13 protein-coding genes, 1 pseudogene and 1 riboswitch are annotated in these 13283 nt (G+C 38.4%); of the genes and pseudogenes, 7 read left to right on the forward strand and 7 right to left on the reverse strand.

Features of this window, described 5'->3' with window-relative positions:
• Nucleotides 1-88: 88 nt before the first annotated feature.
• The 6 genes from ACZ427_RS16235 to mnmA all read left to right on the forward strand — a co-directional run bounded on the left by ACZ427_RS16235 (nucleotide 89) and on the right by mnmA (nucleotide 4926).
• The gene (locus tag ACZ427_RS16235) at nucleotides 89-964 is read left to right on the forward strand and encodes an SIR2 family NAD-dependent protein deacylase (RefSeq protein ID WP_461176693.1); all 876 of its coding nucleotides are present in this window, start codon (nucleotides 89-91) and stop codon (nucleotides 962-964) included.
• Between the two features lie 82 nt (nucleotides 965-1046).
• Nucleotides 1047-1895, forward strand: coding sequence for an SIR2 family NAD-dependent protein deacylase (locus ACZ427_RS16240; RefSeq protein WP_461176692.1), 849 nt, complete (start codon nucleotides 1047-1049; stop codon nucleotides 1893-1895).
• 207 nt (nucleotides 1896-2102) lie between these two features.
• Nucleotides 2103-2753, forward strand: coding sequence for a nicotinate (nicotinamide) nucleotide adenylyltransferase (nadD, locus tag ACZ427_RS16245; RefSeq protein ID WP_461176691.1), 651 nt, complete (start codon nucleotides 2103-2105; stop codon nucleotides 2751-2753).
• A gap of 147 nt (nucleotides 2754-2900) precedes the next feature.
• Nucleotides 2901-3443 carry a cysteine hydrolase family protein gene (locus ACZ427_RS16250; RefSeq protein WP_461176690.1) on the forward strand — a complete coding sequence of 181 codons (543 nt, stop codon included), beginning with the start codon at nucleotides 2901-2903 and terminating at the stop codon, nucleotides 3441-3443.
• A 23-nt stretch (nucleotides 3444-3466) separates the two neighbouring features.
• The gene (locus tag ACZ427_RS16255; RefSeq protein WP_461176689.1) at nucleotides 3467-3685 is read left to right on the forward strand and encodes a DUF896 domain-containing protein; all 219 of its coding nucleotides are present in this window, start codon (nucleotides 3467-3469) and stop codon (nucleotides 3683-3685) included.
• A gap of 125 nt (nucleotides 3686-3810) precedes the next feature.
• Entirely contained in the window at nucleotides 3811-4926 is a 1116-nt protein-coding gene (mnmA, locus tag ACZ427_RS16260; protein WP_461176688.1) for a tRNA 2-thiouridine(34) synthase MnmA, read from the forward strand.
• 519 nt (nucleotides 4927-5445) lie between these two features.
• A riboswitch (SAM riboswitch) is annotated at nucleotides 5446-5539 on the forward strand.
• 80 nt (nucleotides 5540-5619) lie between these two features.
• Here the strand turns inward: mnmA and ACZ427_RS16265 are convergent.
• The 6 genes and pseudogenes from ACZ427_RS16265 to ACZ427_RS16290 all read right to left on the reverse strand — a co-directional run bounded on the left by ACZ427_RS16265 (nucleotide 5620) and on the right by ACZ427_RS16290 (nucleotide 10001).
• Complete coding sequence (locus ACZ427_RS16265) at nucleotides 5620-6219, reverse strand: class I SAM-dependent methyltransferase (RefSeq protein ID WP_461176687.1); 600 nt, start codon at nucleotides 6217-6219, stop codon at nucleotides 5620-5622.
• 71 nt (nucleotides 6220-6290) lie between these two features.
• A pseudogene (locus ACZ427_RS16270) lies at nucleotides 6291-6410 on the reverse strand (5-methyltetrahydropteroyltriglutamate--homocysteine S-methyltransferase); the annotation flags it as partial.
• 44 nt (nucleotides 6411-6454) lie between these two features.
• Nucleotides 6455-6919, reverse strand: coding sequence for a DinB family protein (locus tag ACZ427_RS16275; protein ID WP_461176686.1), 465 nt, complete (start codon nucleotides 6917-6919; stop codon nucleotides 6455-6457).
• A 141-nt stretch (nucleotides 6920-7060) separates the two neighbouring features.
• Complete coding sequence (gene copZ / locus ACZ427_RS16280; protein WP_461176685.1) at nucleotides 7061-7267, reverse strand: copper chaperone CopZ; 207 nt, start codon at nucleotides 7265-7267, stop codon at nucleotides 7061-7063.
• 34 nt (nucleotides 7268-7301) lie between these two features.
• Nucleotides 7302-9647 (reverse strand): heavy metal translocating P-type ATPase, encoded by a 2346-nt coding sequence (locus ACZ427_RS16285; protein ID WP_464883586.1) that lies wholly within the window; start codon nucleotides 9645-9647, stop codon nucleotides 7302-7304.
• Between the two features lie 51 nt (nucleotides 9648-9698).
• Nucleotides 9699-10001, reverse strand: coding sequence for a metal-sensing transcriptional repressor (locus tag ACZ427_RS16290; protein ID WP_461176683.1), 303 nt, complete (start codon nucleotides 9999-10001; stop codon nucleotides 9699-9701).
• A 232-nt stretch (nucleotides 10002-10233) separates the two neighbouring features.
• Here ACZ427_RS16290 and ACZ427_RS16295 point away from each other — a divergent pair, with 232 nt between their 5' ends.
• On the forward strand, nucleotides 10234-10857 hold the full coding sequence (locus ACZ427_RS16295) for a DUF3298 and DUF4163 domain-containing protein (protein ID WP_461176682.1): 624 nt from the start codon (nucleotides 10234-10236) through the stop codon (nucleotides 10855-10857).
• Nucleotides 10858-11146: 289 nt separating this feature from the next.
• Here ACZ427_RS16295 and ACZ427_RS16300 read toward each other — a convergent pair whose 3' ends face one another.
• Nucleotides 11147-13270, reverse strand: a complete 2124-nt coding sequence (locus ACZ427_RS16300; protein WP_461176681.1) for a heavy metal translocating P-type ATPase — start codon at nucleotides 13268-13270, stop codon at nucleotides 11147-11149.
• Nucleotides 13271-13283 lie beyond the last annotated feature (13 nt).

Here is a 13283-nt window from a genome sequence, read left to right on the forward strand (position 1 = left end):
CTTTAGATTCATCCATTGTTTTTGAGGGATGCTATATAAATCAATAATTTTCAACTATGAAGAAAAATATTAGGAGGACAAATAAAATATGTTATCACAACAATATCAAGACAACATAAGTACATTACTAAACAAAATCCAAGAAGCTGAGGCGATTGTGGTTGGTGGTGCTGCTGGGATGTCTGAGGCTATCGGACAAAGTTTTTATCATACTGATGAAAATTTTCTCAAACATTTTGGGAAATTTGCAGATAAATATGGTATTAAAAACCTTTTTGAGGGCTTTTATTACCGTTTTTCTACAAAAGAAGAACGGTGGGCTTTTCTTGCAACTGAAATAAAATTTTTATATGATGCCGAAGCTGGTCGCCCTTACCTTGATTTATTGCAACTACTTCAAGACAAAAATTATTTCATTGTTACAACGAATCAAGACGCACAGTTTTCCAAGACTTTCGCTGAAGAGAAAGTTTCCCCAATACAAGGGGATTTGCGTTATTTTCAATGCAAATCTCGCTGCCACGACCAGGTTTATTATAATAAAGAGCAGATCGAAAGCATGTATGCAAACATTGAAGGAACTAGTATTCCTACAGAATTGATTCCGAAATGTCCAAAATGTGGAGGAGATATGGAACCATGGGTTCGAGGTTTTGAGTTTCTAGAAGGAACCACTTACCAAAGTGAATTAAAAAAATACAATGAGTTTCTTATCAAAAACAAAGATAAAAAGATTCTCTTTCTGGAATTAGGCGTTGGAAGAATGACACCGATGTTCATTAAAGAGCCATTTTGGAATATGACTTACAGTTTGTCAGATGCCTACTACATTACCATTAACCCTAAAGACGCAATAGTTCCTCTAGAGTTAAGTGAAAAAGGGCTTGCCATTAAAGAAGATATTGCCATTGTCTTACAAGATGCTTTGAACGAGAAGGAAAAAAGAGATGCGGTTATCGGATAAGTGCGGAGCAATCCGGCTTCGCATGACACGAATTTATTAAGCAAAATAGATTCATAAAAATTTCAGAAAAATGGAGGATCATATGGAAGAGAAATATCAAGAAGTTTTAAGCAAAATCAAGAAGGCTGACAGCATTCTAATCGGTGCAAGTAACGGCCTGGCCATTTCGGAAGGTTATAATATTTTTGCAGAGGATTCTTCCTTTCTGGAACATTTTGGCGATTTTCGTAAAAAGTATGGTTTTCGTAGCATCCTACAGGGATCTTTTTATCCATATCCTACCGAGGAAGAAAAGTGGGCATTTTTCAGCCGAGTGTATGCCTACTTTTTAAACAACAAGGAGGCTAATCCTGTTACGAAGAACCTTTATGAACTGGTGAAAGATAAAAATTATTTTGTGGTTACCTCTAATACAGATTCCCATTTTACATTGGAAGGATTTCAAAAGGAACGCCTTTTTGAAATAGAGGGCAATAGTCGGTATTTGCAATGTTCCAATGGTTGCCATAATCGAATTTACCAAGGCGATGAAATATTGAGTAAAATGGCTCAAAACCAAGAAAATGGAAAAGTTCCTTCAAACCTTATTCCTAAATGTCCAGAATGTGGCGGCCCAATGCAAGTCCATGTCGAAGTCGATCGGAATTTTCTAAAGGGCGAAGAATGGCAAACTAGCTTTCAGGCTTATCAGGATTTTATCGAGAAAGCTTATGATAAGAATTTAGTCCTGCTGGAATTAGGCGTAGGAGCAAGAAATCAATTGATTAAAGCTCCATTTATGAATTTAACTAGCTTAGAAGAAAATGCTACCTACATTACTCTGAATAAAGGAGAGCTTTATATTCCAGATGTCATTGCTAATAAATCCATTGGTATCGACGGTGATATTGCGGAAGTGTTAGAGAATTTAGTGCAGCTAAAACAAGCCTGATTTACCTTAATAAAAACACAACCGAGAATTTATGCCCTTATAAGGAGAAAACATAATTTACCGGTGGGATAAAATTGGTTTGATGACTTCAAAGGATTTACACCAAATGCTGCATCATGAATCATCCTTTACTTTGTCGGTATGGAATGTAAGTGACATTGGGATGAACATAAGTTGCAAAGTTTTACAGAAAAGGGGTTGATTGGCATGAAGATTGGTATTTATGGTTCATCATTTGACCCCATCACGAATGTTCATTTATGGACTGCATCCACAGTTCTTCACCGAGCAAAATTAGATAAAGTGATTTTTCTTCCTTGTGCAAGCAATCGTGCTGACAAACAATTGCAAACGGAGGATGAGCATCGTTGGAATATGATTCAACTTGCCATTAAAGACAACCCGGTATTTGTGGCGGACGATTATGAAATTTCCTTGCGTGCAGGGATTGGAAAACAATACACGTTTTATACAATGGAATATTTCAAATCCAAATTTCCAAATGATGATGTCTTTTTCATTATGGGGGCGGACGTGTTACGTGATATCGACAATCAAGATGTTCCCGTCCACAGACGGTGGCGTTTGCGTGAAAAATTAATCCATTCAAACAAATTTATCGTCATGGCCAGGGATGGTATTGATATGACGAAAGTGATTTCAAAAAGTCCATTACTAAGAAATCATGACGATGGTTCACGATTTCACTTAATTGATAAAGGATTAGCGATGGAAATCAGTTCAAGCTACATTCGCCAAGAATTTGCATTAGGTGGTGAACCAAGGTATTTACTTCCAGAAGCTTGTTATCGATACATTCTAGAACACAACTTATATCGGAAGATTAAACACAAGTAACAATGATCAAACGGTCGTTGCCTATGACGCCTTTTTCCATTTCGAATGATAGTGATGTACATGACATGATCTGATGAATAATCAAATGTAACTGGACGAATAAAAGGATTGCATTTCAAAATAATTACTTTTGGGAGTTGATTAAAAATGGCAAAAGAAGCTTTATTAATTGTTGATATGAGTAATGATTTTGTAGCTGATAATGGAACATTAACTGTTGGTAAGCCAGCACAAGAAATAGTGCCTTATATTAAGGATTTGGCAACCAAATTTTTAGATGAGGGAAATGTTGTTGTCGTATCAATGGACGCACATCAACCAAATGACCCACACTTTGAGTTATGGCCACCACATAATATTGCAGGTACAGAAGGGCAGCAATTGTACGGTGACCTATATGATTGGTTTCAAGATAATAAAGATAATGAGCATTTAATTTATTCGCCTAAAACGAACTACAATGCATTTTTTCAAACAGATTTGGCTGAAACTCTAAGAAAATCAGGAGTAGAAAAGGTTCACACTGTTGGAGTAACTACGGATATTTGTGACTTTTTAACGGTTGCAGGAGCAGACGCAGAAGGATTCAAAACAGCTATTCATAAACGAGGTGCAGCAACATTTACTGACCTTGGGGAAACAATGGTAAACCATATGAAACGTTGCTTCCATACGGAAATTATCGATTAAATAAAGTTAGGCAGGTGATAAACATGATTGAATTTCTACCACGAATTAATGAATTAGCGAAAAAGCAACGTGAAGAAGGGTTAACCAATGCTGAAAAAGTCGAGCAACAAGTACTTCGTGAAGATTATTTACGTGCCATACGCGGACAAGTTCTCCATACTTTCTCAGGAATGAAGGTAGTGGATCCGCTTTTAAATGATGTAACACCCGAAAAAGTTCGTAAATTAAAAGTAAAAGATTGAAGATAGGTAGTATTTATTAGAAAACTTGGCATTCGCCAATCCTTTGTGGCGAATGCCCTAGTTGCACTTATGCAGTAAGAAAGTTTTATACTTTCTTAACTGCTAAAAAGACAGGAGGTTAACAAATGGATAAAGCACCAAAAGACACACGTGTCGTTGTAGGAATGTCAAGTGGAGTCGATTCTTCTGTTGCAGCGTTGCTTTTAAAAGAGCAAGGCTATGACGTGATTGGAATATTCATGAAGAACTGGGACGATACAGATGAATTTGGTGTTTGTACGGCTACAGAAGACTACGAGGATGTTATCCGCGTCTGCAATCAATTGGATATTCCCTATTATGCGGTGAATTTTGAAAATCAATATTGGGATAAGGTATTCACCTATTTCCTAGACGAATATGAGGCGGGAAGAACGCCAAATCCTGATGTGATATGCAATAAGGAAATCAAGTTCAGGGCATTTTTAGATCATGCCATGAGCCTTGGAGCCGATTACGTGTCTACAGGACATTATGCACGTGTGGTTAGAGAAAACGGAAAAGTTCACATGTTAAGAGGGAAAGATGAAAATAAAGATCAGACTTATTTTCTTAATCAATTAACAGAGGAACAGTTAGATAAGGTGTTATTCCCGCTAGGTAATCTGGAAAAAACAAAAGTAAGAGAATTAGCTGCCAAAGCTAATTTGACGACTGCATCCAAAAAAGATTCTACAGGCATCTGCTTTATTGGTGAACGAAATTTCAAAGAGTTTCTAAGCGGTTATTTGCCTGCTCAAAAGGGGGATATGGAAACATTCGACGGTAAAGTTGTCGGACATCATGATGGATTAATGTATTATACCATCGGGCAAAGGCGTGGGTTGGGAATCGGTGGAGATGGCGATCCTTGGTTTGTCATTGGAAAGGATGTGGAAAGGAATGTCCTATATGTTGGACAAGGCTTCCACCATGAAATGCTATACTCCGACAGCATCATTGCTGATAATGTAAGTTTGATTTTCAATGGGGATATGCCTGATACATTTGAATGTACTGCAAAATTCCGTTATCGCCAACCAGACAATAGAGTAACGGTAGAACGGTTGGATGATTCCAAAGTTAAAGTCATTTTCCACGAAAAGATTCGAGCTATAGCACCTGGACAAGCAGTTGTCTTCTATCAAGGGGAAGAATGCCTCGGTGGAGGAACGATTAACCAAGTATACCGCGAAAACAAACAATTAACGTATGTAGGATAAACAGGAAAAGAAACTAAATGAATATTAATCAGCTATATAAGATGAAAAATTAGTAGATAAACAAATCTGCATGGTGCTAAATAAAGATGATTTGTTAGTGTAGATTTATAATAAAGACGTGACGTTTGTAAAAAAGATGCGACGGATTAAGGATTTAAAGATACTAAATTGGGCTAATTTTTAACTTCGTGGAAGCATTCTCTACAGTAATTATTTATCATATTCAACCGATTTTAAATTCACCTAAACTTAGCCTCGAGATAAAAACAGGCATCCGAATTATTGATACGGATGCCTGTTTTTCGCTATTCTCGTCCAAAATAGGGTCCTGTATGGCGATTTAAGATTTAATAACAAGCCCCTAGACCATATTCTTTTCATAACAGCCACCAAAACACTTAAATCTATGCCCCCTTAATCCATAGCTATCTGTATTCTTATTGGTGCACTATCTATTAATAACAATCGATAACTTATAATTCGCATATTCATTTAAATCTTCCAAAAATATAATTGTATTTTTTATTCAGAGAGGTGGAGGAAGTGCCCATTGAAACCTCAGCAACAGACAATTTATACTGTGCTAATTCCAGAGGCGTATTGAAGATAAGAAGAGAGAAACTTACTGCGCAAGCCCTCTTCTTATTGATTTTAAGAAGAGGGTTTTTTTCATGCCAGGTAAACAACTATTTATCATTTCTTTATCACGGCCTGAATAACATGACCTAACCCCACATGTCTTTTTCCTTCATCCCGAATCGCTTCACCGTAATAAAAATGGATACATTTGTAATTATTAATCCAATCCAGAATTTCTACTGGATCATATAACATGTCAAGAGATGGTGGGCCACCTGTTTGGTACTCAAGTTGATCCTTAGAGTAAACTTCAAAAATGACATACCCACCGGGTTTCACTGAATCAATCATGTTTTCCAGCAAGAATGGTTGATCTGTTTTTGGAACATGCCCAAATACCATAATGGCAGCATCAAATTGATTGGTTTTCACTTTTTCGTTCGTCAAATCAATCATAACGGTTTCTACGTCAACATGATTTTGGCTCGCCAATTTTTTCGTTTTCTCAAGACCAATTGTCGATTGATCATAAGTCGTTATGTCATGACCAAGTTTGGCTAGGTAAACCGCATTCCGGCCTTCCCCTTCTGCAAAACAACCCACTTTTGAATGATCTGGAATGAGATCCCTCATGTCGTGTATAAATACATTTTCTCTTTCACCATAAACAAAATCTTCATCTGAAAAACTACTATCCCAATGTTCTTTTGACATTATTATTGATCTCCTTGCCTAAGTATCATTAAAAAACGTGCAGATTATAAGGTCATACGTTTTTCTTAAAATTATTTCCAAACATCCCAGGCAATTTCAATGACGTGTCGTAACTTTGCCTACTATTGTTCTTCCGTCAGCATGTTACCTTCTTCTGTCAAGGCAAACCCACACGATGTACTAAGACATATTATTTCTTTCACTTTAAATAACCAGTTATTGTAATATTCTTTTTTTACTCTGCCACACGGTTTGCTTTTTTCAGCCCTTTAATCGCTCCCACATGCATTCCTTCATGATACGTCGTGAAATCTAAAATCTCGCCGATGGTAGATAGTGACTGGAACGGTTTGGCAGCTTTTTCATCTAGCTGTCCGGCTAAAGTTTCCTTCAATTTTGCCGGCTGTTCTTCAAGAAGTTGTTTCACCTCATTGAGTGTTGGTACCTCACCTTGCCAATCAGCTGGCTTTGTCCCCGGGGCAAACAGTTCAGGATAATGGGAAGGCATTTCAATATCTTTCCCACCAAATTGCGAAAGCAAAACATTTTGCACCGTGTAAATATGGCCTAAGTTCCAACGGATCGTGTTGTTGAATCCTTCTGGCATTTGATCTGCCTGTTCTTCCGTTAAATCTTCCATTTCATTCAATGTATTTTGCCTGATTAAGCTGATTTGCTTAAAAACCATTTCTTCGTTCATTTTTGCATCATGCCCCTTCCCTTAATCTATTAAAAATTATACACGAACTCCATATCCTTCTCTAATTTCCAGCTTGCTTTAATTTTTTTACATGAAAAAGCTGATTTCCCAAACAGAAAACCAGCTTTTTCATGCTTATATTTAGGCACTAACATCATAGCCTTGATCCTCAACAGCTTCCTTTATTGTCTCAACATTTACTTTTGATTCGTCAAAAGTAACATCTACATTACCCGCTTCTAAATTAACTTCAGCTGCTGATACGCCATCTAATTTATTTAATGCACCTTCAACTGACATTTTGCAATGACCACATGACATACCTTGCACATTTAACGTTTTCTCCATGACCTTTTCACCTCCTTTAAAGTTGCAGAAAAAATTATATCTTAACTCTCTTTAAACGAAGGGAGTTAGAAACAACACTTACAGAACTTAATGCCATTGCTGCACCAGCAACCCATGGCGCAAGTAATCCTACTGCTGCAATTGGAATTCCCGCTGTATTGTAGCCAAAAGCCCAGAAGAGGTTTTGACGGATATTTCGAATCGTCGAATGGCTGATTTTAATTGCCTTCGGTATGAGTAATAGCTCACCACCAAGAATTGTAATGTCAGCAGCTTCAATGGCCACCTCTGTACCAGTTCCAATGGCAATCCCAATATCAGCGATTGCTAATGCAGGAGCATCATTCACCCCATCCCCAACCATTGCAACTTTTTTACCTTGCAACTGAATTTCTTTTACTTTATCCGCTTTTTCTTCAGGTAACACTTGGGCTATTACTTGGTCGATGCCAACTTGTTTTGCAATTGCTTGTGCAGTTCGCTCGTTATCCCCTGTTAACATGATAACTTCTAAGCCTTCTTCTTTTAATTCTTTTATTGCTTGTGGGGCTGTTTCTTTAATTGTATCTGCAACCGCAACAATTCCGCGGTACTTTCCATCAATAGCAATTAACATCGCTGTTTTTCCATCAACTTCGTAATCGATTAATTCTTGTTCCGCGCTACCAATATCGACTTGGTGATCTTGCATTAGTTTTCGATTCCCTACAAGAATTTGATTGCTGGAAATCGTAGCTTCGATACCGTGTCCAGGTATAGCATTGAAATCATTCACTTCACCTAAATCAATATTTTTTTCTGTTGCATAAGCAACAATGGCTTCTGCAAGTGGATGCTCTGAACCTTTTTCCGCACTAGCGAGTAACTGTAATGCTTCCTCATCACCGGTAAAGTTTGTTACTTCAGGTTTTCCTTTTGTGATTGTTCCCGTTTTATCCAACACAATGGCATTTAAAGCATGGGTACGCTCAAGATGTTCTCCACCTTTAAAAAGAATGCCATTCTCTGCACCTTTCCCTGTGCCAACCATAATGGATGTTGGTGTTGCAAGTCCTAGCGCACACGGACATGCAATTACAAGAACAGCAATCGATGCGACTAAAGCAGGTTCAATTTGACCAGGCTGGACAAACGCAATCCATACAGTAAATGTTAGAATGGCAATACCTACAACAATCGGTACGAAATAGCCAGAAATGACATCGGCTAATCGTTGGATTGGCGCTTTCGATCCTTGTGCATCCTCGACTACTTTCACAATCGATGCAAGTGCCGTATCTTTACCAACCTTCGTTGCATGCATTTCAATCGAGCCATTTTTGTTTATCGTTGATCCGATGACGCCAGAGTCTACATCTTTTTCAATCGGGATGGATTCCCCCGTAATCATCGATTCATCTACAGATGTTCTTCCCTTTACAACTGTACCGTCTACAGGTATTTTCTCCCCTGGTTTTACAACTAACCTTTCACCAACGACAACTTCCTCTACTGGAGTCATAATTTCCTCGCCATTTCTTATAACACGAGCCTCTTTTGCCTGTAAATTAAGCAAAGAAGATAGTGCATTCGTTGTCTGGCTTTTTGCTCTTGTTTCCAAATACTTACCAAATAAAATCAGCGTAATGATTACAGCACTAGTTTCAAAATACAAATGCGGTTCGTACGCTGGATTTCCGATGGTCCTAAATGCTTCGTATAAACTATAGAAATATGCTGCACTCGTACCTAATGCAACAAGCACATCCATGTTTGCTCCACCATTACGAAGGTTCTTATATGCACCTACATAAAATTGCCAGCCGATGATAAATTGTACTGGTGTTGCGAGTGCAAATTGGAACCACGGATTCATGAATATATCCGGTATAGACATATTAAATAAATGAACCAACATTGTTATTACTAGCGGTGCAGTTAACACGGCCGAAATAATTAATTTCGTCTTCATATTTTTAATTTCTTTTTCTTTGTGTGTTTGCTTTTCTTCTGCTTCCGCTTTCGGTTTCGCGTCATAACCCACATTTTTGATTTTATCAATGATTGCCTTCGCATCTACGAGTCCTGGGTTATACTCTACAGATGCCGTTTCTGTTGTTAAGTTTACATTTGCAGATTTAACCCCATCTTGCTTATTCAATACCTTTTCAATACGGGTCGAACATGCAGCACAGGTCATTCCAAAAACATCTAATTCTGTTTTTTCCATTAAAACCCCATAGCCAACTTTTTCAATTTTATTCGAAATATCCTCGATGGAAGTTTTTTCTGAATCATAGTCTACTGATGCCTTTTCTGTTGTTAAATTAACCTGAGCTTCTACACCATCCATTTTATTTAAAACTTTTTCAATACGACTGGAACATGCAGCACAGGTCATTCCTGTTACACCAAGCGTTGCATGTTTTTTATCACTCACAATAATCCCCCCTTATTTAGAAAACTGCTTCAGTACACTCATTAATTCCTCAATCGTTTCTTCACCTTCACCTTGTTTAATCGCGTCACTGACACAATGGTTAATATGTCGTTCAGTGACAGCGAAACCTACATTTTTTAACGCGGATTGAATGGCGCTAATTTGTACTAAAATATCTACACAATATCGATCATCTTCCACCATTTTCTGTATTCCACGAACTTGACCTTCTATACGTTTTAAACGGTTAATCGTTTTTTCCTTTTCAGCTTCTGTTCTTGGGGTACTTGGGTGATCACGTAAGAACTTATCCAAATGAATCACTTCCTTTTCTGTTATAATTATACTATACCCCCACACAGTATATTTGTCAACAGAAATACTTACTATCTGCATATGTGCAACGAAGGCATTCGCCTGTTTAATTCCGCACTCCCCACTTTATAGCCTTGAAAAAATCTTATCATTCCCAGCCGGCTTGCATACAAGGACATTATCCCAACTCCCGCATAAGCTATAATATACTCTTATGTAAAGGATGGATAAAATGGTCACTTCAACATTACCTGTAACGATACAAACGATGGTTATAAAACAACAAGGTACAACGATTTATTACCCGAGTGTAGTCGGCTTACAGGATCAGCATGTGCAGCAAAGGATTAATCAGACGATTGTTCAACTCATGCAATTTCTAGTACATCAGCAATACGAACAGCAAGGAGCCAACACATTCACAGAAATGATTGGTACATTTGAAATTAAAACGAATGAGCGGAATATCCTTAGCCTGACACTAACCAATTACGCAATTGCATATCATTATGCGCATGGGCTTACACTTATGAAGTCACTGACCTTCGACACACAAACAGGGGGAAATTACACACTTCAAGATTTGTTCAGACCCGGAAGCAACTACACCGATGTTCTCTCCAGAATAGTACAGAAGCAGATCAAAGCAAGAGACATCCAGCTACTGGGTGATTTCCCCGGCATATCTCCTAACCAGGATTTTTATATCGCAGACAAAGCACTTGTCCTGTATTTTCAGACCTATGAAATCACCCCGGGCTATGTTGGTCTCCCGATGTTCCCAATCTCTGTTTATGAACTGCAGGATATCATAGATGAAAATGGACCGCTCGGAAGAATGGCAGCAAATAGTTAAAACAAGAAGACCTCATTGATTTTTAAAGGAATATTCTTCACGTTTAAATATATAATTAGAAGGCACTCTAAACCTTGGGATACTGTTGCCAAAGTTTGGAGTGCCTACATATAACATATGGCGATTCATCGATATTCATTGCTAATGATGTAGATGTTTTGGCAGAGGAAGAAATACATCTAGTCATTAATTTAAGCTCTAAAGCTTAGGGGGACGGTTCCTTTACTTCCTCAATAACCAATCACGTGCTTCCTTTCAGCAGCGGTACGACTTTATTACAAATTTACACTTAAGCTTTTAATAATTTTGCATTTATCGCAACAATGATGGTACTCAAACTCATCAATACCGCCCCTACTGCTGGACTTAATACAATACCAATCGGGGCCAGCACACCTGCTGCCAGTGGTATGGCAAAAATGTTATACCCCGTCGCCCACCAGAGATTCTGAATCATTTTCCGATATGTTTTTTTCGATAAATCCATTAATGCCACAACATCATTCGGGTTACTTTTTACAAGCACCACATCAGCTGTTTCCATTGCTACATCCGTACCTGCGCCGATAGCAATACCTAAGTCAGCTGTCGCAAGTGCCGGTGCATCGTTTACACCGTCACCTGTCATAGCAACCTTCCAGCCTTTTTCTTTTATTTTTTTGACCTGATTCGCTTTGTCATCCGGTAAAACTTCTGCATAGACTTCATCGATATCCAATTGTTTTGCTACCCAGTTTGCTACTTTCTTATTGTCACCTGTAAGCATAATCGCATGAATGCCATCTTCTTTTAATGATACGATTGCTTCTTTTGCCGTTTCACGAACGATATCTGCTAACGCAATCATCCCGATCAATTCGGCCTCAAGTAAAACAAATACGACGGTCTTTCCTTCTTCTGACATTTCATTAAACAACTGCTGATCATAACTAAAATTATTATTATTTACATAACCCGGACTGACAACATTTACTTTTCTTCCATCCACTTTTCCTTGAATTCCTTTTCCAGTTATCGATTCGAAATCAGCTAATTTCCCTAACGCAACCTCCTGCTCTTTCGCTTCCTTCACAATTCCAGTTGCTATCGGATGTTCAGAGTTTTGTTCTACAGTGGATGCATATTTCAAAAGATCTCCTTCGCTATATCCCTCACTAGGTACGATATCTGTTACACCAAATTCACCTTTTGTCAGTGTACCTGTTTTATCAAAAACAACTGCATTCAAATTACGTGCCCCTTCAAAATTAGCACGGTTTCGGATTAACAATCCTTTTTTGGCAGAAATAGATGTAGAGACTGCTACAACAAGAGGTGCCGCTAACCCCAGCGCATGCGGACAGGTAATCACCATAACTGTAACCATCCGTTCAATGGCAACATCAAAAGAGTACCCTAGAAGCAGCCAAATGAATAAGGTTACAAATCCAGCAGCTAATGCAAGGTAAAATAACCATTTAGCTGCCCTGTTCGTTAAATCCTGGGTTCTGGATTTTGATTCCTGGGCTTCTTTTACCATCGTAATAACCTGAGATAAATAGGAATCTTCCCCTGTTTTTTCAACCTGTACGGTAAGTGATCCTTCCTTATTAATCGATCCGCCGATAACTTCATCACCTTTATCTTTTTCAACCGGAACAGATTCCCCTGTGAGCATAGACTCATCAATAGCCGAATTCCCATCAGCGATCGTTCCATCTACAGGAATCTTTTCGCCCGGTTTTACAAGTACCCGGTCATTATTTTTCAGTTTGGATAAAGGCACATCCTGTACTTGATCATAATCATCTAATCGATGTGCTTCGTTTGGCATAAGTTTCACCAGCTGTTCAAGCGCATTAGATGCCCCCATCACAGAACGCATTTCAATCCAGTGACCCAATAACATAATATCAACCAATGTTGCTAGTTCCCAGAATAGCTGATCACCTTCCCAGCCAAATACAACCATGGTGCTGTATCCGTACGCTATGGTAATAGCAAGTGCAATAAGTGTCATCATTCCGGGATTCTTATCTTTCAACTCACTGATTCCACCTGTTATAAACGGCCATCCACCATAGAAGAACACTACTGTTGATAATGCAAATAAAATATACATATCACCAGTAAAACGCCAATCGACTCCCATAAAATCTTGGATCATAGGCGATAAAGCGAGAATTGGAATGGTAATAATTAAAGAAATAAAGAATCGTTTTTTAAAATCCCCGACCATATCACCGTGATCATGGTGCCCATGACCTCCGTGACTGCCATGGTCATGAGCATGACTTTGATGCCTGTCATGGCTATGTTCTTTACCATCATGATGGTCATGGGTTACTTCGTGATTATGTGCATGGCTATGATGGTCATGGTTGTGATGTTCATGTTCACTGTGCTTATGTTTTTCGTCCTCCTGTTTTGCCATTGATATCACTCCT

Source organism: Virgibacillus ainsalahensis, assembly GCF_055380755.1.

Bases quoted from the DNA above. Each gene is read 5' to 3' on its own strand.
- ACZ427_RS16265 (WP_461176687.1), bottom strand. From the start codon at position 6,219: ATGTCAAAAGAACATTGGGATAGTAGTTTTTCAGATGAAGATTTTGTT.
- ACZ427_RS16285 (WP_464883586.1), bottom strand. From the start codon at position 9,647: ATGACCTGTGCTGCATGTTCCAGTCGTATTGAAAAAGTTTTAAATAAA.
- ACZ427_RS16300 (WP_461176681.1), bottom strand. From the start codon at position 13,270: ATGGCAAAACAGGAGGACGAAAAACATAAGCACAGTGAACATGAACAT.
- ACZ427_RS16255 (WP_461176689.1), top strand. From the start codon at position 3,467: ATGATTGAATTTCTACCACGAATTAATGAATTAGCGAAAAAGCAACGT.
- mnmA (WP_461176688.1), top strand. From the start codon at position 3,811: ATGGATAAAGCACCAAAAGACACACGTGTCGTTGTAGGAATGTCAAGT.
- ACZ427_RS16295 (WP_461176682.1), top strand. From the start codon at position 10,234: ATGGTCACTTCAACATTACCTGTAACGATACAAACGATGGTTATAAAA.
- copZ (WP_461176685.1), bottom strand. From the start codon at position 7,267: ATGGAGAAAACGTTAAATGTGCAAGGTATGTCATGTGGTCATTGCAAA.
- ACZ427_RS16250 (WP_461176690.1), top strand. From the start codon at position 2,901: ATGGCAAAAGAAGCTTTATTAATTGTTGATATGAGTAATGATTTTGTA.
- ACZ427_RS16235 (WP_461176693.1), top strand. From the start codon at position 89: ATGTTATCACAACAATATCAAGACAACATAAGTACATTACTAAACAAA.
- ACZ427_RS16240 (WP_461176692.1), top strand. From the start codon at position 1,047: ATGGAAGAGAAATATCAAGAAGTTTTAAGCAAAATCAAGAAGGCTGAC.
- ACZ427_RS16275 (WP_461176686.1), bottom strand. From the start codon at position 6,919: ATGAACGAAGAAATGGTTTTTAAGCAAATCAGCTTAATCAGGCAAAAT.
- nadD (WP_461176691.1), top strand. From the start codon at position 2,103: ATGAAGATTGGTATTTATGGTTCATCATTTGACCCCATCACGAATGTT.